The sequence below is a fragment of the Streptomyces sp. NPDC085866 genome (assembly GCF_044541035.1).
Lineage (GTDB): Bacteria > Actinomycetota > Actinomycetes > Streptomycetales > Streptomycetaceae > Streptomyces.
The window spans coordinates 1-18,494 of the sequence record NZ_JBITSQ010000033.1 but is presented as its reverse complement, the minus strand read 5'-3'; the positions used below and the strand labels follow the sequence as shown (position 1 = coordinate 18,494).

Here is an 18,494-nt window from a genome sequence, read left to right as displayed (position 1 = left end):
GTGGCATGCACGCGCCACTCCCCCCACCGTGAGTTCCCTCTCCCCAACCAGGAGTCACGCATGCAGTGGAAGGTCCTCGGCCGTGCGGGCGTCGCCCTCGCGGCCGGCGCCGCCGTCGTCGCCACCGCCGTCCCCGCGAACGCCGCGAGCTACTCCGCGTTCGCCTTCTCCCGGAGCGGCAGCCAGCCCACCATCTACGACTTCGTCAACTCGGCCACGAGCACGCTCGACATGACCATGTACGAGCTGGAGGACACGACGGCCGTCAACGACCTCATAGCACTGGAGAACAAGGGCGTCACGGTCCGGGTCGTCCTGGACCGCCGGCACCAGAGCGCCAACAACGCGGCGTACACGTCCCTGAAGAACGCCGGCATAGGGGTCGTCTGGTCCCCCTCCGCCTTCGTCTACACCCACCAGAAGACGATCACGGTGGACGGCACCAAGTCCCTGATCATGACCGGGAACCTGACGTCCCAGTACTACACGACCAGCCGTGACTACGGCGTCTTCGACGACGACACGAGGGACGTGGCGTCGATAGAGAAGGTCTTCGACGCGGACTACGCGGGAACGTCGATCACCCCCACGGACGGCGACCACCTGCTCTGGTCCCCCACCGACTCCCGCAGCCGGCTGGTGTCGCTGATCAACGCCGCCACCAAGACCCTCGACATCGAGGAACTCGAACTGAGCGACAGCTCGGTGGTCAACGCCATCGTCGCCCGGGCCAAGGCGGGTGTGGCGGTACGCGTGGTCCTGGAGAACCCCTCCAGCTACGCCGACGAGGTCTCCGCCATCAAGTCCGCGGGCGGCAAGGTCGTCGGCTACTCCGACCCCAACGGCTTCTACATCCACGCCAAGGCGATGGTCGTCGACTACGGCCTCTCCACCCAGGAAGTGGAAGCAGGCTCCATGAACATCAGCAGCAACTCCCTGAGCAACAACAGGGAGCTCGGCATCATCCTCACCGGCACAGGCGTGGCCCAGCCGGTGGCCTCCACGATCGAGACGACGTTCAACAGCGACTACGCGGGTGGGACGGCGGCGTAGCGCCGAGAGCCGAGAAGCGCGCGGCCTGTGGCAGGCCGCGCGCTTCTCAGGTACCTCAGGTCGTCGTACGGCGCCTACGAGCCCCGGGCCGCCGCTCGCTCGGCCGGGTCACCGGATCCCCCGCCTCCAGGGCGGCAGCCCTCCGCTTCAGGCCGAAGTCCGCCAGCGCCTCCGCCAGCTTCAGCACGGACGGCTCCGGTGCCATGACATCGACCCGCAGTCCGTGCTCCTCAGCGGTCTTCGCCGTAGCCGGACCGATGCACGCGATCACGGTCACGTTGTGCGGCTTGCCCGCGATACCCACCAGGTTCCGGACAGTCGAGGACGACGTGAAGAGAACGGCGTCGAAGCCACCCCCCTTGATCGCCTCCCGCGTCTCCGCCGGCGGCGGCGAGGCCCGCACGGTCCGGTAGGCCGTGACGTCGTCGACCTCCCAGCCCAGCTCGATGAGCCCGGCGACCAGGGTCTCGGTGGCGATGTCGGCACGGGGCAGGAAGACGCGGTCGATCGGGTCGAAGACCGGGTCGTACGGCGGCCAGTCCTCCAGCAGACCCGCGGCCGACTGCTCACCCGAAGGCACCAGATCCGGCTTCACACCGAAGTCGACCAGCGCCTTGGCCGTCTGCTCACCCACCGCGGCCACCTTGATGCCCGCGAAGGCCCGGGCATCGAGCCCGTACTCCTCGAACTTCTCCCGCACGGCCTTGACCGCGTTCACCGAGGTGAAGGCGATCCACTCGTACCGCCCGGTGACGAGCCCCTTCACGGCCCGCTCCATCTGCTGGGGCGTCCGCGGCGGCTCGACGGCGATCGTCGGCACCTCGTGCGGCACGGCGCCGTAGGACCGCAGCTGGTCGGAGAGCGACGCCGCCTGCTCCTTCGTGCGCGGCACGAGCACCTTCCAGCCGAACAGCGGCTTGGACTCGAACCACGACAGCTGGTCGCGCTGGGCGGCGGCGGAACGCTCGCCGACCACGGCTATCACCGGCCGGCCGCCGTCCGGCGAGGGCAGCACCTTCGCCTGCTTCAGCGTCTGCGCGATGGTGCCGAGCGTCGCCGTCCAGGTCCGCTGGCGGGTCGTCGTACCGGCGATCGTGACCGACATCGGGGTGTCCGGCTTGCGGCCCGCCGACACCAGCTCGCCGGCGGCCGCAGCCACCGCGTCCAGCGTCACCGACACGACCACCGTGCCGTCGGAGGCGCCCACTTCCGTCCAGCACCGGTCGGAGGCGGTACGGGCGTCCACGAACCGGACGTCCGCGCCCTGCGCGTCCCGCAGCGGCACACCGGCGTACGCGGGCACGCCGACCGCGGCCGCCACACCCGGTACGACCTCGAAGGGCACACCGGCGGCGGCGCAGGCGAGCATTTCCTCGGCCGCGTACGTATCAAGTCCCGGGTCCCCGGACACCGCACGGACGACCCGCCTGCCGCTCCGCGCGGCCTCCATGACAAGATGAGCGGCATCCCGGGCAGGAGACGGGACCGCAGCGGTTGTTGACGCGCCGTCAACGACCGTGAGTTGCGGCGTGCCCGCGCCCGGCGGCGACATCGAGGAGGAATCCCCGTCCGTTCGCACCACGGAGACGCCCTGCCGGGCGTGCGTCCGGATCACGTCGAGCACCTCGTGCTCGGCGATCAGGACGTCCGCGTTCGACAGTGCCTCCACTGCGCGCAGAGTCAGCAGTCCCGGATCCCCGGGTCCGGCACCGAGGAAGGTGACGTGCCCGTGTTCCGGACCGGCGGGAAGGGTGGTGGGGCTCACTGTGCTCGCTCCCCCATCAGACCGGCCGCGCCCTGGGCGAGCATCTCGGTGGCGAGTTCGCGACCGAGTGCCATCGCCTGGTCATCCGTCTGGGGCACGGGACCGGTGGTGGACAGCTGCACCATGCGGGTGCCGTCGGTCGTGCCGACGACGCCGCGCAGGCGCATTTCCTTGACAATCTGCCCGTCGGCCTGGAGGTCCCCCCGCTCGAGCGGAGCCGAGAGTGGGGGAAGGTCGGCCAGCGCGCCCACAGGGGCGCTGCAGCCGGCCTCCAGGGCGGCGAGCAGTGACCGTTCGGCGGTCACGGCGACCCGTGTGAACGGGTCGTCGAGTTCGCCGAGCGCCGCGATCAGGTCCGCGTTGTCCGCGGCACACTCGATCGCCAGGGCCCCCTGGCCGGGGGCGGGCAAAACCGTGTCGACCGACAGGAAGTCGGTGACCTCGTCGATCCGGCCGATCCGGTTCAGTCCGGCGGCGGCCAGTACGACGGCGTCCAGCTCGCCGTCGCGGACGTATCCGATCCGCGTGTCGACGTTGCCGCGGATCGCGACCGTCTCGATGTCCAGGCCGTGGGCGCGCGCGTACGCGTTCAGCTGCGCCATACGGCGGGGGGAGCCGGTACCGATGCGGGCGCCCCGCGGGAGGTCCGTGAACTTCAGCGCGTCCCGGGCGATGATCACGTCCCGCGGGTCCTCGCGCTCGGGGATCGCGGCCAGGACCAGCTCGTCGGGCTGCGTGGTCGGCAGGTCCTTGAGCGAATGAACCGCGAAGTCCACCTCGCCCTTCAGCAGCGCGTCGCGCAGCGCCGTGACGAACACACCGGTGCCGCCGATCTGCGCGAGCGCCTCGCGGGTGACGTCGCCGTACGTGGTGATCTCGACCAGCTCGACGGGCCGGCCGGTCACCCGGCTCACGGCCTCCGCCACCTGCCCGGACTGGGCCATGGCGAGCTTGCTCCGCCTCGTCCCCAGTCTCAGTGCCTTCTCAGTCATGCCGGTCGGTCCTTCTTGTCTGTGCTGTCCTCGGCCCGGGAGACGGCGGCCACCGTCTCGGGGTCGAGGTCGAACAAGGTGCGCAGCGCGTCCGCGTACCCGGCGCCGCCGGGCTCGGCCGCGAGCTGCTTGACCCGTACGGTCGGCGCGTGCAGCAGCTTGTCGACGACCCGGTGCACGGCCTGCCGGATCTCGCCGCGCTGGCGTTCGTCCAGGTCGGGCAGGCGGCCGTCGAGCCGCGCGATCTCACCGGCGACGACGTCGGCGGCCATGGTGCGCAGCGCGACGACGGTCGGCGTGATGTGCGCCGCCCGCTGTGCCGCGCCGAAGGCCGCGACCTCGTCGGAGACGATACGCCGGACCTGGTCCACGTCGGCCGCCATCGGAGCGTCCGCGGAGGCCTCGGCGAGGGACTCGATGTCCACCAGCCGCACCCCGGCCAGCCGGTGCACGGCCGCGTCGATGTCGCGGGGCATGGCGAGGTCGAGGAGGAACACGGCCGGGGCCGGGCGCGGGATCACGGCGGCCGGTTCCGGCTTGCGGCGCTCGGGGATGCGGCCGACGGTCGCGGCCGTCGCGGCGAGCGCGGTGATCAGCTCGGCGTCGGCCTCGGGGCCGCGCCGGGCAGCCTCTCGCCGGTCCACCGTGCCGTTGTCGACCCAGGCCGCGTGCTGCTCCAGGGTGGCCGCGTCCATGCCCGCCACGGCGGCCTCGCCGAGCACGGAGAAGCCGGTGGCGCCCTGCACGGCGGCCAGGTCAAGCGGGCAGTTCTCCTCGGTGCCGACGCCGGTGGCCGGCAGCGCGGCCCTCACGGTCGTACGAGCGCCGTCGGCGAGGTCGGCCGCGGGCTGCCCGGTGCGGCCCTCGACCGCCTGCGCGACCGCCTCGGCCGTCAGGACCAGGCCCGTGGCGCCGGTGCAGGAGACGACGACGTCGGCACGTGTCAGCTCGCCCGGCACGGCGTCCATCCGTACCGCGCGGGCCGTCACCGCCGTGTCGTCGGCCTCGGTGAGGATCTGTGCGAGGCGCTCGGCGCGCTCGAGGGTGCGGTTGGCGACGACGACCTCGGCCACCCCGGCACGCGCGAGCGTGGCGGCGGCCAGGGACGACATCGACCCGGCACCTATGACCAGGGCCCGGCGGCCCGCGGCCCATTCCCGGACGTCCCCGCCCGCGGCCAGTTGCTCCAGGCCGAAGGTGACCAGCGACTGGCCGGCCCGGTCGATGCCGGTCTCGGAGTGGGCCCGCTTGCCGACCCGCAGGGACTGCTGGAACAGGTCGTTCAGCAGCTTGCCGGCGGTGTGCAGCTCCTGGGCGCGGGCCAGGGAGTCCTTGATCTGCCCGAGGATCTGCCCCTCGCCGACGACCATCGAGTCCAGACCGCAGGCCACCGAGAACTGATGGTGGACGGCCCGGTCCTCGTAGTGCACGTAGAGATACGGCGTCAGCTCCTCGAGGCCGACCCCGCTGTGCTGGGCGAGCAGCGTGGACAGCTCGGCGACACCGGCGTGGAACTTGTCCACGTCGGCGTACAGCTCGATGCGGTTGCAGGTGGCGAGCACCGCGGCCTCGGTGGCCGGCTCGGCGGCGACCGTGTCCTGGAGCAGCTTGACCTGGGCGTCCGTGCTCAGCGCGGCCCGCTCCAGCACGCTGACCGGGGCGCTGCGGTGGCTCAGGCCCACGACGAGGAGACTCATGCCGGCATCACGGCGGGTACGTCCCCGTCGGGTCCCTGGTCGGCGGAGTCGTCGGCGGCTGCGCCGTGGGGAGCGGCCGCGGGCAGCGGGCCGCCCTCGGCGGTCTCCTCGCCGGCCTTGCGCTGCTCGTGGAAGGCGAGGATCTGCAGCTCGATGGAGAGGTCGACCTTGCGCACGTCGACGCCCTCCGGGACGGACAGCACGGTCGGCGCGAAGTTCAGGATGGAGGTCACCCCGGCGGCCACGAGCCGGTCGCAGACCGGCTGGGCGGCACCGGCCGGGGTGGCGATGACACCGATGGAGACCCCGTTGTCCTTGATGATCTTCTCGAGGTCGTCGGTGTGCTGGACGGGGATGCCCGCGACCGGCTTTCCGGCCATCGCCGGGTCGGCGTCGATCAGCGCGGCGACCCGGAAGCCACGGGAGGCGAAGCCGCCGTAGTTGGCCAGGGCGGCGCCGAGGTTACCGATACCGACGATGACAACCGGCCAGTCCTGGGTCAGGCCGAGTTCGCGGGAGATCTGGTAGACGAGATACTCCACGTCGTAGCCGACACCGCGCGTTCCGTAGGAGCCCAGGTACGAGAAGTCCTTGCGCAGCTTGGCGGAGTTGACCCCCGCCGCCGCGGCCAGTTCCTCGGAGGAGACCGTGGGTACCGAGCGCTCCGACAGTGCGGTCAGGGCGCGGAGGTACAGCGGAAGCCGAGCGACGGTGGCCTCGGGAATCCCTCGGCTACGGGTCGCCGGTCGGTGTGTTCGGCCAGTTGCCACGGTGCTCCTGCGGGTTGAGCGGGGCTGCAGGCGGTCATACGTCCCCAGACCGCCCCGTCGACAGCAGGCTATGTCTTTGTGAACGCGTGCACAAAGATGGTGTCCGATTTGCCCGGCCAACGTGACCGGGGTCACGCGCGTCATCCCTGGGCCCTTCCTGGGGGCAAAACCGACACACTCCTCGTGAATCCCGCCCCCGAGACCAAACCGCCGTCGATCCTAAGGGACGTTCGGCGCAGTCTTGTACTACTCGGTCAGTTCCTTGCGGAGACGACCTTCGTCCACCCGCCAGAAGGTGTGCTGCCGACCGTCGACGAGGACGACGGGGATCTGCTCCCAGTACTGGTCGTGGAGCTGCTGGTCCCGGGTGATGTCCTTCTGTTCCCAGGGGACGCCGAGTTCGCCGCAGACCTTCTCGATCACCGCCTGTGCGTCGTCGCACAGGTGGCAGCCGGGCTTGCGGATGAGCGTGACCAATCGCTCCTGCGGGGCGGCCTTACGCCGGAAGAGGGGACTCATGTCGGCCATTCTCGCGCTTCTTTAACGACGCGGACGCGGAGAGTTCACACCCTTCCAACCTCTCGACTCCGGAACCACCGAACAAACTGGCTATGCTCACGCCATGGCCGCTCTCGGATGGCTCACTCCCCGTAGGCGCTCCGCCACGGCGCGGAGCGTGTTGGCAGGCGAGGCCTCGGCGGAGGCCGCCCGCAAGTCCTCGCTGGAAGCGCAGGAGGCCACACAGGCCGCCGAGCGGGAACCGGAGTTCCCGGTGATCGGCGACGACCGGGCCGCCGCCTTCTTCGACCTCGACAACACGGTGATGCAGGGCGCCGCGCTGTTCCACTTCGGACGGGGTCTGTACAAGCGGAAGTTCTTCGAGACCCGCGACCTGGCCAAGTTCGCCTGGCAGCAGGCCTGGTTCCGGCTGGCCGGCGTCGAGGACCCCGAGCACATGCAGGACGCCCGCGACTCCGCTCTCTCCATCGTCAAGGGCCACCGCGTCGCCGAACTGGAGACGATCGGCGAGGAGATCTACGACGAGTACATGGCCGACCGCATCTGGCCGGGCACCCGGGCCCTCGCCCAGGCCCACCTGGACGCGGGCCAGAAGGTGTGGCTGGTCACGGCGGCCCCCGTCGAGATCGCCCAGGTCATCGCCCGCCGCCTCGGCCTGACGGGCGCGCTCGGCACGGTGGCGGAGTCGGTCGACGGCGTCTACACGGGCAAACTGGTGGGCGAACCGCTGCACGGCCCGGCCAAGGCGGAAGCCGTACGGGCGCTGGCCACGGCGGAGGGCCTCCACCTGTCCCGCTGCGCCGCCTACAGCGACAGCCACAACGACATCCCCATGCTGTCCCTGGTCGGCCACCCCTACGCGATCAACCCCGACACCAAACTTCGTAAACACGCCCGCGAAAAGGACTGGCGCCTGCGCGACTACCGCACGGGCCGCAAGGCGGCGAAGGTCGGCATTCCGGCGGCAGCGGGCGTCGGAGCGGTTGCCGGTGGCACCGCAGCAGCGATCGCGCTGAGCCGGCGTCGCCGATAGTTCCGCGCATGATCAGCGGGTGCTCGCCGTAGAGCCGCGGGCCGTCTCCCTGCTGCCGACCCGTCGTGGCCGGTCGCGCCCACGCGGCGGAGCCGCACGTCGATACAGCCCCGCGCCCCTTCGGGGCACCCCTCGCCGCGCCCGGCCGCAACGCCGGGCCACTTGTCATGTGCCCATGGGGGCCGAATCGTGTCGTCTGCCGCCGGATTATGCCCGCCTTTCCCCAACACGCCCCCCACTTCGCCGAAACCCATCCTTTTCCGATCAACAACCGATCACCCTGGGGTACTTGAAGGGGCATCAATCGGTTACAGAAGCGACGCAATCGACGATTTGAGCAACTCGGTGTAGCAGTGCCTGCACGAAGCGTTATTCTCCTCAGACGCAAACCGGTACCTCTCCGTCGCTACGACGGGTGAACGGTCCCGTACTGCACGTGATGGAAGCTCTGCCTCTGGGAGTCCCGTGTACCCACACGTCGGGGTTGACGCCTCGGGCCTGGCTACGCTGCGCGCATCAGTCGCGGCGGTCAAAGAGACGCTGCGCGGCCTGGTCCCCACCGCGTACGCCGTCCCCGCCTTCGCCACCGCCGCAGCACCCGTGGGCCCGTGCTACGCACTGGCCGAAGGCAGCGCAGCGGTCGGCAGACGCGGCCGCACGTCCGGCGCCACGACCGCCCGCCGGCCGGCCGCCGACAGCGACAGCGCCCGGATGATGGACCTCGTGGAGCGCGCCCAGTCCGGCGAGGCCGAGGCCTTCGGACGGCTCTACGACCAGTACAGCGACACGGTGTACCGGTACATCTACTACCGGGTGGGCGGCAAGGCGACCGCCGAGGACCTCACCAGTGAGACCTTTCTGCGGGCGCTCCGGAGGATCGGCACCTTCACCTGGCAGGGCCGCGACTTCGGCGCCTGGCTGGTGACGATCGCCCGGAACCTCGTGGCGGACCACTTCAAGTCCAGCCGGTTCCGCCTGGAGGTCACCACCGGCGAGATGCTCGACGCCAACGAGGTCGAGCGCTCCCCGGAGGACTCCGTCCTGGAGTCCCTCTCCAACGCCGCGCTCCTCGACGCCGTACGCCGGCTCAACCCCCAGCAGCAGGAGTGCGTGACGCTCCGCTTCCTCCAGGGCCTCTCGGTCGCCGAGACCGCCCGTGTGATGGGCAAGAACGAGGGCGCCATCAAGACCCTCCAGTACCGGGCCGTGCGCACCCTCGCCCGGCTCCTGCCGGACGACGCCCGCTGACGTCCGCCACTCAGGGCAACGGTGGGCGGCGTTCAACTCACTTTCCGTGAACGCCCGTTGCCAATCTGACCCGATCATCCGCCGTCCGTAACCCAAGTGCCGAGCCGCTCGTTGTGCGGGATACAGGCTCCCTGTGGTCACGTCCTGGCCGACCCTGATCGCTCGATCGTGTGGAAGTCGTCGTGGGCGTGCAACCCTCAGGACCCCCTGGGGAGTCGACGGTGATGACGAGAGGAGGTGCCGCCAGTGATCGCGAACGTATCGGCCCACCGGCGGGCGAACGCCTTCGCCCATGCCCTGGAGGAGCAGTCCGACCGGGACACGGCGGCCGAGCAGCCCGCAGCGGCGGCGGATCCGCCGCCGACCGCTGAGGAAGGGACCGCACAGGGCGAGTTGTTGGCCCTCGCGGCGGGCCTCGGCGCGTTGCCCAGGCCGCAGCTCGACCCCGAGGTCAAGGTCGTCCAGCGCGCCCAGCTGGTGGCCGCGATGGAGGCCATGCTCCAAGAGGGGACCGGGGCGGCGGGTGCGGCGGTGCCCGAGCAGCGCAGCCGCGGCCGGGGGGCGCACCGGGCGAGCCCGCTGGGCAAGCTGCGCCCGCGTTCGAGGCTGACCAAGGGGCTCGCCGCGGGCGGGCTCAGCGTCGGCGTGGCCGCCGGAGCCTTCGGCGGGGTCGCCGCCGCGAGTTCCGATGCGCTGCCCGGCGACTCGCTGTACGGCCTCAAGCGCGGCATCGAGGACATCAAACTCAACTACCTGAGCGACGGAGACGACGAGCGCGGCCAGACCTACCTCGACCAGGCCTCCACCCGGCTGAGCGAGGCCCGTCGGCTGATGGAGCGTGGCCGCAGCGGTCACCTCGACCACGAGTCCATCGGCGAGATCCGCCGCACCCTGTCCGGCATGCAGCACGACGTGACCGAAGGCCACCGCCTGCTGCACGCCGCCTATGAGCGCGACCCCGGCTCCCTGGGCCCCATCCAGGCCCTGGACACCTTCTCCCGGTCGCACCGCGAGGCCTGGAGCCTGCTCAGCGACAAGCTGCCCGTGCAGCTGGGAGACGTGAAACAGCAGGTGTCGTCGGTGTTCGACGCCATAGACGAAGAGGTCGCCCCGCTGCAGTCCCTGCTCCCGCAGCCGCCCGCCCAGACCGGCGGGGGAACACGGCAGGGCTCCGGCTCGGCGTCCACCGGCACCTCCCGCACCCAACGCGCGACCGCACCCAGCTCCGGCGACACCCCCTCCTCCGGCAAGCACACGGGCGGCTCCGGCAGCCCCAGCGGCTCCGCCACGGGAGACAGCGGAGGCGGCCTGATCGGAGGCGACACGGGCGGCCTGCTCGACCCGCCGAAGATCGGCAACGACGGCGGCACCCCGTCCACCACCAAACCGCCGCTGACCGAGCCGGACGTCACCCTCCCGCCGCTCCTCCCGGGCCTGCTGCCCGGCCTGGGCATCGACGGCGAGGACGCGAACTAGCCCCACAGGAACACGGCAACGGGGGCGCCCCTTTCCGAGCAGGGGCGCCCCCGTTGCCGTACCTCTCAGAAGAACACCGACCGCCGCTGCACCAGCAACTTGTAGAGCGTGTGCTGGATCTGCTCCCTGACCTGGTCGGTCAGGTTGAACATCAGCATCGGGTCCTCGGCCGCCTCCGGCGGATAGCCGTCCGTCGCGATCGGCTCGCCGAACTGGATCGTCCACTTGGTCGGCAGCGGGATCGCCCCGAGCGGCCCCAGCCACGGGAACGTCGGCGTCAGCGGGAAGTACGGGAAGCCCAGCACTCGGGCGAGCGTCTTGGAGTTGCCGATCATCGGGTAGATCTCCTCGGCCCCGACGATCGAGCACGGGATGATCGGCGCGCCCTGCCGCAGCGCCGTGGAGACGAAACCGCCCCGGCCGAACCGCTGCAGCTTGTACCGCTCGCCGAACGGCTTCCCGATGCCCTTGAAGCCCTCCGGCATCACCCCGACCAGCTCCCCCTGCCCCAGCAGCCGTTCGGCGTCCTCGGCGCAGGCGAGGGTGTGCCCCAGCTTGCGGGCGAGTTCGTTGACCACCGGGAGGACGAAGACCAGGTCCGCCGCCAGGAGCCGTAGATGGCGGTCCGCCGGGTGGTTGTCGTGCACGGCGACCTGCATCATCAGACCGTCGAGCGGCAGCGTCCCGGAGTGGTTGGCGACGATCAGCGCCCCGCCCTCGGCCGGGATGTTCTCGATGCCCTTCACCTCGACCCGGAAGTACTTCTCGTACACCGGCCGCAGCAGCGACATCAGGACCTGGTCGGTCAGCTCCTCGTCGTAACCGAAGTCGTCGACCTCGTAGTCCCCGGTGAGCCGGCGACGCAGGAAGGCCAGGCCGCTCGCGATGCGGCGTTCGAGCCCACCGTCGTGCCCCGGCCCGGCAGGCGGCTGTTCCTCCCTGGTCACAGAGACATCATCCTGCTCAGCGGCCCTGGTGGGCAGGGGCTGGACCTCCCGGACCGGCGCGGGCTCGCCGGCCGCGCCGCGCCTGCTGCCCGCGCTCCGGCGCCGCGAGGGCCGCTGGGCGGCGCTCCCGCGGGACCGGTCGTCGTCGAACGGAATGACCTTGGCGTCCGCCATCGTTGCTGCGCTCCTCAGTTGGCGCTCTGCGTCGGAAGGTGCCCGCTGCCCTTCGCGGCAAGCGCGGCGATCCGGTCGACGGCCCCCGCGAGGGCCTCCGGCGGCAGCAGCCCGGGTCCCTGGCTGCGCGCGAAGTCCGCGAACGTCTCCGCCGTCGTGTACTTGGGCCGGAAGCCCAGCGTCTCGCGCATCTGGTCCGTGGCCACCACCCGGCCGTGGGTGAGCAACCGGATCTGCTCCGGCGAGAAGTCCGTCATGCCCAGCGTACGCACCAGGGAACCGGCCCAGGTGACCGCCGGCAGCAGCAGCGGCATGATGGGCCGTCCGAGCCGTCGCGAGCACTGCGAGAGCAGCAGTACGCCGTCGCCGGCGATGTTGAAGGTGCCGCTGTTCAGGGTGCCCCGGCGCGGCTCGTGGGAGGCGATCCGCAGCACCTCGATGACGTCGTCCTCGTGCACGAACTGCAGCCGCGGGTCGTAGCCGAACACGGTCGGCAGGACCGGCAGCGCGAAGTACGAGGCGAGCGGGGTGTCCGCGGTCGGCCCGAGGATGTTGGCGAAGCGCAGCACGCACACGGCGACGTCCGGCCGTCGCCGCGCGAACCCGCGCACATACCCCTCGACCTCCACCGCGTCCTTCGCGAACCCGCCGCTCGGCAGCGACTTGGGCGGCATCGTCTCGGTGAAAACGGCCGGATCTCGCGGGGCGGACCCGTACACGTTCGTACTGGACTTCACCACCAGCCGCTGCACGGTCGGCGACTTCTGACAGGCGCCCAGCAGCTGCATGGTGCCGATGACGTTGGTCTCCTTGACCGTGGCCCGGCTGCCGCCGCCCAGCGCGGTGCCGGTCACGTCCATGTGGACGACCGTGTCGGCGCCCGTCTCGGCGAGCACCCGGGCGATGGTGGGCTGCCTGATGTCAGCCTGGACGAAGTCGGCCCCACCCAGATGGTGCGCCGGCGGCACCGCGTCCACGGCGATCACCCGATCCACCTCGGGGTCCCGCTGGATCCGCCGCACGAACCGGCCGCCCAGCTGCCGGGCCACTCCGGTGACGAGCACGACCTTCCCCAAGATCAGCGCCTTCCTTCCCGCGTTACCCGTGTGCGGCCAACCTAGCGGGTCGATGTTGCGCTGTGATGACCACCCGATGCATGAGGTGACGGAAATTCCCTAATCGGAATATGCCGAGCACCCCTGCACCGAGTACCCCCGGACACGACTGTGGCCCCCCGCCCTTACGGACGGGAGGCCACAGGAACACGCTCTCGCGGCGCCGCTTACTTCTTGTTGCGGCGCTGAACGCGCGTGCGCTTGAGCAGCTTGCGGTGCTTCTTCTTGGCCATCCGCTTGCGCCGCTTCTTGATAACAGAGCCCACGACTACCCTCGCTCACTTCTCATCACTCGGTGTTTGGGCGCCATGGGCCCATACGACCTACGAGGGGCCAGCCTACCCGCCCGAGCGCTGAGGTCGTAATCGAGGAGTCTTCCGGGGTTACCGGAAGCGTCGTCAGACCGTCTCCACCCCCACATAACTCTCGCGAAGGTACTCGTGTACCGCTTGCTCCGGGACGCGGAAGGACCGCCCCACCCGGATCGCGGGCAGATGACCGCTGTGCACCAGCCGGTACACGGTCATCTTCGACACTCGCATCACCGAGGCGACCTCCGCCACGGTAAGGAACTGAACCTCGTTCAGAGGCCTCTCGCCAGCTGCAGCCATGACACACCTGAACCTTCCGCACTCGACGGCCACCGGCTTCCCCTTCCGGTGACTCTTCGTCGTTGCGTGCTCACTCCCCAATGTAGGGGCGGGTGATGCGAGTGGGGAAGAGGTGCACCCATCGGCGGCCTACTGTGACAGACACGCTCGATTGAGTACGTAGCGGGTAAGCGGCGAGTAGTAATCAGACCGCACAGCGTCATCAACCGGAACGGCGACGGACACGACCCCCTCCGCCTCCCCCACAAAGAGCGCAGGGTCATCCGTATCCGCGAGACCAATAGCCTCAAACCCCAGCTGACCTGCTCCGCAGACCCAGCCGTGGTCACCGATCACCAGCTCGGGCAGCGGCCCGCCGGCGTCGGCGGCGGCCGCCAGGGCGACCCGAACCGGCAGCGGTGAATGGCAGTGGACGCCCGGCTCACAACCGGGGCGCTCGCCCTCCGGTTCCCGCACCAAGGCAACACCTCGTACGTAGTCCAGGAGGTACGTGCGTAGACCGAACCGGGTCAATATGTCGACACAGTGACCCTGCGCCGGGGTGAGCACCTCACACCCCACCGCCGACAGAGCGTCCGCCAAGCCGCCGTAGAACCCGAGCAGCCGATGCGGATGCCCGGTCCCGAGCAGCACCGGCGCACCCCGCCCGGCCACGCTCCGGACCCGCTCGGCGAAGGCGTCCAACGCGGCGAGAGTCCGCTCCGGATCGATCACATCCGGTCCGGACGTATGCCGGGGATCGGCCGAGACCCCACACTTCTCGGCCATCAGAGCCAGCAAATCCCCCGGCCCCCAGACCCGTTCGGGATCGATCCCGATCAACACCCGCGGATCCCGGGCAGCGAAGAGCCGATAACTACGAAGACTGTCCTCCCGAGAGGTGCCCACCTCCCCGGCCATCCGGACAGCCAGCAGATGCGCGCGGAGGGCATCGGCGGTCAACACGGGTGCGATGGTGACTCATTGGGGGGTGAAGGCGGGACGGAAACGGGGGAACACCGCACGGTTGGCGTAACGGGATGCTTGTTCGGCGCCCTTTCGACTCACCGAGACGGGCGGGCGGGAAGCGGGGATCCAGGGGGCGGAGCGCCCTGGAGGCTCACGGCAGCAGCCCCCGCATCGGAAACACCGCCCGCCGAGTGGCCAGCACAGCCTGATCAAGCCGATCCGCAGGGTCGTACCCCGACTCCCAGGAAGCAAAGGACACCGGCCACCGCCCATCGGTCATCCGCTGCGGAGCCAACTGCCGAGTCCGAGCGAACACTTCCTGCCGCCACCCCTCAGGAATCACCGCCTCTGGAGCAACCTCCCGCCCAGCGGCAATCCCCACCAGGTGCGTCCAGGACCGCGGCACGACCTCCACCACCGCGTACCCTCCACCCCCCAGGGCGACCCACTTCCCGTCCGCGTACTCATGCGCCAGCTCATGACAGGCCACCTGCACGGCCCGCTGCGCATCCAGCGACACGGCAAGATGAGCCAGCGGATCCTCGAAGTGCGTGTCGGCCCCGTGCTGGGAAACGATCACCTGCGGCCGGAACTCCGCGAGCAGCTCCGGCACCACCGCGTGAAACGCCCGCACCCACCCCGCGTCCCCGGTCCCGGCCGGCAGCGCCACGTTCACGGCGGCACCCTCGCCCGCCCCGGCCCCGGTCTCCTCCGGCCACCCGGTCTGCGGGAACAACGTACGGGGATGCTCGTGCAGCGAGATCGTCAGAACCCGCGGATCCTCCCAGAACGCGGCCTGCACCCCGTCCCCGTGATGCACGTCGACATCGACATAGGCGACCCGCTCGGCCCCCAGCTCCAGCAACCGCGCGATCGCCAGCGACGCGTCGTTGTAGATACAGAACCCCGACGCACCGCCGGGCATCGCATGATGCAGCCCACCCGCGAAGTTCACGGCGTGCAGCGCGTCCCCCCGCCACACCGCCTCAGCGGCCCCCACCGACTGCCCCGCGATCAGCGCGGACACCTCGTGCATCCCGGCGAAGGCGGGATCGTCCATCGTCCCCAGCCCGTACGCCCCCTGCGCGGACCCCGGGTCCGCCGACGCGGCCTTCACGGCACGGATGTAGTCCTCCCGGTGGACCAGCCGCAGCGTCGACTCCCCGGCCGGTTTCGCCGCGACGACCTCCATCTCCCGGTCGAGCCCGAAGGCACCCACAAGTTTCCGGGTCAGCTCCAGCCGGACCGGATCCATCGGATGGTCCGGGCCGAAGTCATAGCCCGTTACTGCCTCGTCCCACATCAGCTGTGCGCGGCCGCTCATGCCCGCCACCGTATCGGTCCGGTTGAGCCGCGAACGACCTGGCGTACACCAACGTCACCAGCACCAACACCATCGGCACCAGCATGGCGCCCCGGTAGCTCCAGGCGTCCCCGAGCGCCCCCACGAGCGGCGAACCGATCAGGAACCCGACGTAGTTGAAGATGTTGAGCCGGGCGATCGCCGCATCCGAAGCCCCCGGGAACAACCGCCCCGCCGCCGCGAACGTCTGCGGCACCAGCACACACAGCCCCAGCCCCAGCAGGGTGAACCCGAGCATCCCGACCCACGCGTCCGGCGCCACGGACACCACCGCGAACCCCCCGGCCGCCACCAGCGCCCCGAGCCGTACGACCGCGGCCGCCCCGAACCGCCGTACCCCGAGGTCCCCGATGGCCCGCCCCGCCAGCGTGGTCACCATGTACACGTTGTACGGCACCGTCGCCAGCTGCTCCGAGCTCCCGAGCACGTCCTTCAGATACTTCGCGCTCCAGTTGGAGACCGTCGAGTCCCCGATGTAGGCGAAGGTCATCACCAGACACAGCGGCAGCAGCAGCTTGAAGACGACCGTGCCACCACCCTGTTCCTCCGCCACGGGCGCCGCATCCCCGTCGACGTACCACCGGCTCCCCACCAGCGTCGCCGGCAGCAGCACGGCCACCACCGGCAGATACGACACCCACAACGCGAGATGCCAGTGCGCACCGACCCACGCTAGCGAGGCCCCGACGATCCCGCCCAGGCTGTAGGCGGCGTGGAAGCTCAGCATGATGCTGCGCCCGTACGTGCGCTGCAGGCTCACCCCGAGCATGTTCATGGATGCGTCCAGCGCGCCCACGGCCAGCCCGAACGCGGCCAGGGCGAGCCCCACCTCGGCCATCACCCCGCCCGCCCCGACCCCGAGCAGCGCCAGCAGCACCACCGGCTGGGACCAGCGCAGCAGCCGGCTTGGCCGTATTCGCTTGACCAACTGCTCGGTCGTCACGCTGCCGACCCCGGCGAGGATCGGTACGGCGGCCAGGAAGACCGGCAGCAGCGCGTCGGAGATGCCGTACCGGTCCTGGATCGCCGGGATGCGCGTCACCAGCAGCGCGAACGTGGCGCCCTGCGCGAAGAAGCCGAACGCCAGCGAGGCCCTGCCGCGCCGCAGCACATCAGTCATGGCGGCGAGCGTAGGGCCCCGGGCTACCTGTGGGTAGATCCAGCCAAAGATGAATTTCCTTCAGCTTTCTTCCGAGCGGAGGGTCAGGCGGCGACGGCGGCCGCGGGCGCCTCGACCTGGCCGGCCTCGACTTCTGCGGCCAGCATCTTCTCCATCGGCTCGACGGCCAGGCCGCCGGAGATCACCATGGCGATCCCGATCGCTCCGACCATGATGACCGTGCCGAGCCACACCATGGTGTCCACGGGGATGGTGTACGCACCCACGACCCGCACGATGCACTCGGCCAGCAGCGCCAGGCCCCAGACGACGGAGAACGCCCGCTCCTTGCTCCGGAAGGCCGCGGACCCGGCCACCGCCCCGGACATCAGCCGCTCCCAGGCGGCTTCCTTGGCCGCGTCCCCCTTCACCAGGAAGGGCTTCATGCCGGCCGTCATCATCGGCTTCCCGAGCCGGACGGAGATGAGGATCCCGATGGCGACCGTGCTGCTGATCCCGCTGTCCTTGGCGAGCATCAGCCGCGGGTCGCCGGAGACGAAGCTCAGCAGCAGCGAGACGACGTTGACGACCAGGATGAGCCCGGCCAGGCCGTTCACCTTCCGCTCCTTCACCAGGCCCCAGAGGGTCCGCACCGCCGGCACCACGCTGCTCCAGGCGAGCGCCGCGAAGGTGCTCATCCCGAAGCCGTCCTTGAACAGGTAGTACGAGCCGAGCGGCACCGCCACGTCCAAGAGCAGCGGCTTGAAGTTGTCGAGCACGCTCGGGCTCTGCTTCCGGTCGTCGCCGCGGCCCTGGATCCCCGTGTTCTTCGTCATGCCCTCAGCTTCGCTGCCGGGAGGGGTCCGCCACTAGAAACGATCGTCCGGACGTCCGCATGACAAATGTCAGCACCGAGCCGATGGCTCGGGTCATACCAGCAGGTCAGCCAACTCCCCCATGCTGGAGAAGAGTTGGTTCGCTCCCGTGAGCCGTTCGGCCGGGGTCATCGCGGTGTACCCGTACACGTCCATCCCGGCCGCCACGGCCGCCTGCACGCCCAGCGGAGAGTCCTCCACGACCGCGCACCGATCCGGAGCGACACCCATCCGCTCGGCCGCGTACAGAAAGAGGTCGGGCGCCGGCTTGCCACGCCCCACATCCTGCGAACTGAAGATCCTCTCCTCCTCGAACCACCGGTCGAGTCCGGTGGTCCGGTGCCCCACCCGGATCCGCTCATGGCTCCCGGAGGAGGCGACGCAGTACGGCACCCCGTCCGCGACCAGCTTCTCCAGCACATCGTCGACGCCGGCCACAGGCTTCAACTCCCGCTCGAAAGCGGCGAACACCCGCGCATGGAAGACGTCGTCGAAGTCCTCGGGCAGCCGCTGACCGGTCCGCTCCAGGACCAGCTCGTGAATCCGGTGCATCGCCGACCCCATGTAGTCCCGGATGGAGTCCTCGTACGACGTCGGGTGCCCCAACTCGGTCAGATAGGCGGCCAGGTGCCGGTTGGAGATCGGCTCGCTGTCCACAAGGACACCGTCGTTGTCGAAGATGATCAGGTCATAGCGCATGCTTCGACCCTAAAGGACCTCGAACGCAGAAAACCCCCGCATCCGAAGATGCGGGGGTTTTCCCAAAATTTGTTCGGCGGCGTCCTACTCTCCCACAGGGTCCCCCCTGC

18 protein-coding genes are annotated in these 18,494 nt (G+C 70.2%); 4 read left to right on the top strand and 14 right to left on the bottom strand.

Annotation, left to right across the window (positions count from 1 at the left end):
- Positions 1 to 60 precede the first annotated feature (60 nt).
- Complete coding sequence (locus ACIF83_RS45250) at positions 61 to 1,053, top strand: phospholipase D-like domain-containing protein (protein ID WP_399736425.1); 993 nt, start codon at positions 61 to 63, stop codon at positions 1,051 to 1,053.
- Between the two features lie 55 nt (positions 1,054 to 1,108).
- Here the strand turns inward: ACIF83_RS45250 and ACIF83_RS45245 are convergent, their stop codons facing one another.
- The 5 genes from ACIF83_RS45245 to ACIF83_RS45225 all read right to left on the bottom strand — a co-directional run bounded on the left by ACIF83_RS45245 (position 1,109) and on the right by ACIF83_RS45225 (position 6,805).
- Positions 1,109 to 2,818: a uroporphyrinogen-III synthase gene (locus tag ACIF83_RS45245; protein WP_393467067.1), complete on the bottom strand. Its 1,710-nt coding sequence runs from the start codon at positions 2,816 to 2,818 to the stop codon at positions 1,109 to 1,111.
- Positions 2,815 to 3,810, bottom strand: a complete 996-nt coding sequence (gene hemC / locus ACIF83_RS45240) for a hydroxymethylbilane synthase (protein ID WP_399736422.1) — start codon at positions 3,808 to 3,810, stop codon at positions 2,815 to 2,817. Before hemC ends, ACIF83_RS45245 begins: the two co-directional genes overlap by 4 nt.
- Positions 3,807 to 5,507: a glutamyl-tRNA reductase gene (locus tag ACIF83_RS45235; RefSeq protein ID WP_399736420.1), complete on the bottom strand. Its 1,701-nt coding sequence runs from the start codon at positions 5,505 to 5,507 to the stop codon at positions 3,807 to 3,809. The genes hemC and ACIF83_RS45235 overlap by 4 nt, the downstream gene beginning before the upstream one ends.
- The gene (locus ACIF83_RS45230; RefSeq protein ID WP_393467058.1) at positions 5,504 to 6,277 is read right to left on the bottom strand and encodes a redox-sensing transcriptional repressor Rex; all 774 of its coding nucleotides are present in this window, start codon (positions 6,275 to 6,277) and stop codon (positions 5,504 to 5,506) included. Before ACIF83_RS45230 ends, ACIF83_RS45235 begins: the two co-directional genes overlap by 4 nt.
- Positions 6,278 to 6,523: 246 nt before the next feature.
- The gene (locus ACIF83_RS45225) at positions 6,524 to 6,805 is read right to left on the bottom strand and encodes a glutaredoxin family protein (RefSeq protein WP_393467055.1); all 282 of its coding nucleotides are present in this window, start codon (positions 6,803 to 6,805) and stop codon (positions 6,524 to 6,526) included.
- Positions 6,806 to 6,899: 94 nt separating this feature from the next.
- On the opposite strand from ACIF83_RS45225, the gene ACIF83_RS45220 reads away from it, so the two are divergent.
- From ACIF83_RS45220 to ACIF83_RS45210, 3 genes are all read left to right on the top strand, one after another.
- Positions 6,900 to 7,829 carry an HAD family hydrolase gene (locus tag ACIF83_RS45220; protein WP_399736415.1) on the top strand — a complete coding sequence of 310 codons (930 nt, stop codon included), beginning with the start codon at positions 6,900 to 6,902 and terminating at the stop codon, positions 7,827 to 7,829.
- A 465-nt stretch (positions 7,830 to 8,294) separates the two neighbouring features.
- Positions 8,295 to 9,077 (top strand): ECF subfamily RNA polymerase sigma factor, BldN family, encoded by a 783-nt coding sequence (locus ACIF83_RS45215; RefSeq protein WP_145884938.1) that lies wholly within the window; start codon positions 8,295 to 8,297, stop codon positions 9,075 to 9,077.
- A gap of 246 nt (positions 9,078 to 9,323) precedes the next feature.
- Positions 9,324 to 10,553, top strand: coding sequence for a DUF5667 domain-containing protein (locus tag ACIF83_RS45210; RefSeq protein WP_393467049.1), 1,230 nt, complete (start codon positions 9,324 to 9,326; stop codon positions 10,551 to 10,553).
- 65 nt (positions 10,554 to 10,618) lie between these two features.
- Here the strand turns inward: ACIF83_RS45210 and ACIF83_RS45205 are convergent, their stop codons facing one another.
- The 9 genes from ACIF83_RS45205 to ACIF83_RS45165 all read right to left on the bottom strand — a co-directional run bounded on the left by ACIF83_RS45205 (position 10,619) and on the right by ACIF83_RS45165 (position 18,384).
- Positions 10,619 to 11,674 (bottom strand): lysophospholipid acyltransferase family protein, encoded by a 1,056-nt coding sequence (locus ACIF83_RS45205; protein ID WP_393467046.1) that lies wholly within the window; start codon positions 11,672 to 11,674, stop codon positions 10,619 to 10,621.
- A gap of 14 nt (positions 11,675 to 11,688) precedes the next feature.
- Positions 11,689 to 12,750 (bottom strand): NAD-dependent epimerase/dehydratase family protein, encoded by a 1,062-nt coding sequence (locus tag ACIF83_RS45200; RefSeq protein ID WP_393467043.1) that lies wholly within the window; start codon positions 12,748 to 12,750, stop codon positions 11,689 to 11,691.
- Between the two features lie 206 nt (positions 12,751 to 12,956).
- On the bottom strand, positions 12,957 to 13,055 hold the full coding sequence (locus tag ACIF83_RS45195; RefSeq protein WP_003948845.1) for a 30S ribosomal protein bS22: 99 nt from the start codon (positions 13,053 to 13,055) through the stop codon (positions 12,957 to 12,959).
- A gap of 132 nt (positions 13,056 to 13,187) precedes the next feature.
- Positions 13,188 to 13,400 carry a helix-turn-helix domain-containing protein gene (locus ACIF83_RS45190; protein WP_159045100.1) on the bottom strand — a complete coding sequence of 71 codons (213 nt, stop codon included), beginning with the start codon at positions 13,398 to 13,400 and terminating at the stop codon, positions 13,188 to 13,190.
- Between the two features lie 129 nt (positions 13,401 to 13,529).
- The gene (locus ACIF83_RS45185) at positions 13,530 to 14,345 is read right to left on the bottom strand and encodes a phosphatase (protein ID WP_393467041.1); all 816 of its coding nucleotides are present in this window, start codon (positions 14,343 to 14,345) and stop codon (positions 13,530 to 13,532) included.
- Positions 14,346 to 14,499: 154 nt separating this feature from the next.
- Positions 14,500 to 15,672 (bottom strand): acetoin utilization protein AcuC, encoded by a 1,173-nt coding sequence (locus tag ACIF83_RS45180; RefSeq protein ID WP_393467039.1) that lies wholly within the window; start codon positions 15,670 to 15,672, stop codon positions 14,500 to 14,502.
- A complete protein-coding gene (locus ACIF83_RS45175; protein ID WP_393467036.1) occupies positions 15,623 to 16,831 on the bottom strand; it encodes an MFS transporter in 1,209 nt (402 codons plus the stop codon). The genes ACIF83_RS45180 and ACIF83_RS45175 overlap by 50 nt, the downstream gene beginning before the upstream one ends.
- Before the next feature lie 83 nt (positions 16,832 to 16,914).
- On the bottom strand, positions 16,915 to 17,646 hold the full coding sequence (locus ACIF83_RS45170; RefSeq protein WP_399736406.1) for a VC0807 family protein: 732 nt from the start codon (positions 17,644 to 17,646) through the stop codon (positions 16,915 to 16,917).
- A 93-nt stretch (positions 17,647 to 17,739) separates the two neighbouring features.
- Entirely contained in the window at positions 17,740 to 18,384 is a 645-nt protein-coding gene (locus ACIF83_RS45165) for an HAD family hydrolase (RefSeq protein WP_393467032.1), read from the bottom strand.
- Positions 18,385 to 18,494 lie beyond the last annotated feature (110 nt).

Excerpts from the sequence above, each read along its gene's own strand:
- ACIF83_RS45250 (WP_399736425.1), top strand. The coding sequence starts at position 61 with ATGCAGTGGAAGGTCCTCGGCCGTGCGGGCGTCGCCCTCGCGGCCGGC.
- hemC (WP_399736422.1), bottom strand. The coding sequence starts at position 3,810 with ATGACTGAGAAGGCACTGAGACTGGGGACGAGGCGGAGCAAGCTCGCC.
- ACIF83_RS45235 (WP_399736420.1), bottom strand. The coding sequence starts at position 5,507 with ATGAGTCTCCTCGTCGTGGGCCTGAGCCACCGCAGCGCCCCGGTCAGC.
- ACIF83_RS45225 (WP_393467055.1), bottom strand. The coding sequence starts at position 6,805 with ATGGCCGACATGAGTCCCCTCTTCCGGCGTAAGGCCGCCCCGCAGGAG.
- ACIF83_RS45220 (WP_399736415.1), top strand. The coding sequence starts at position 6,900 with ATGGCCGCTCTCGGATGGCTCACTCCCCGTAGGCGCTCCGCCACGGCG.
- ACIF83_RS45205 (WP_393467046.1), bottom strand. The coding sequence starts at position 11,674 with ATGGCGGACGCCAAGGTCATTCCGTTCGACGACGACCGGTCCCGCGGG.
- ACIF83_RS45190 (WP_159045100.1), bottom strand. The coding sequence starts at position 13,400 with ATGGCTGCAGCTGGCGAGAGGCCTCTGAACGAGGTTCAGTTCCTTACC.
- ACIF83_RS45180 (WP_393467039.1), bottom strand. The coding sequence starts at position 15,672 with ATGAGCGGCCGCGCACAGCTGATGTGGGACGAGGCAGTAACGGGCTAT.
- ACIF83_RS45175 (WP_393467036.1), bottom strand. The coding sequence starts at position 16,831 with ATGACTGATGTGCTGCGGCGCGGCAGGGCCTCGCTGGCGTTCGGCTTC.
- ACIF83_RS45170 (WP_399736406.1), bottom strand. The coding sequence starts at position 17,646 with ATGACGAAGAACACGGGGATCCAGGGCCGCGGCGACGACCGGAAGCAG.
- ACIF83_RS45165 (WP_393467032.1), bottom strand. The coding sequence starts at position 18,384 with ATGCGCTATGACCTGATCATCTTCGACAACGACGGTGTCCTTGTGGAC.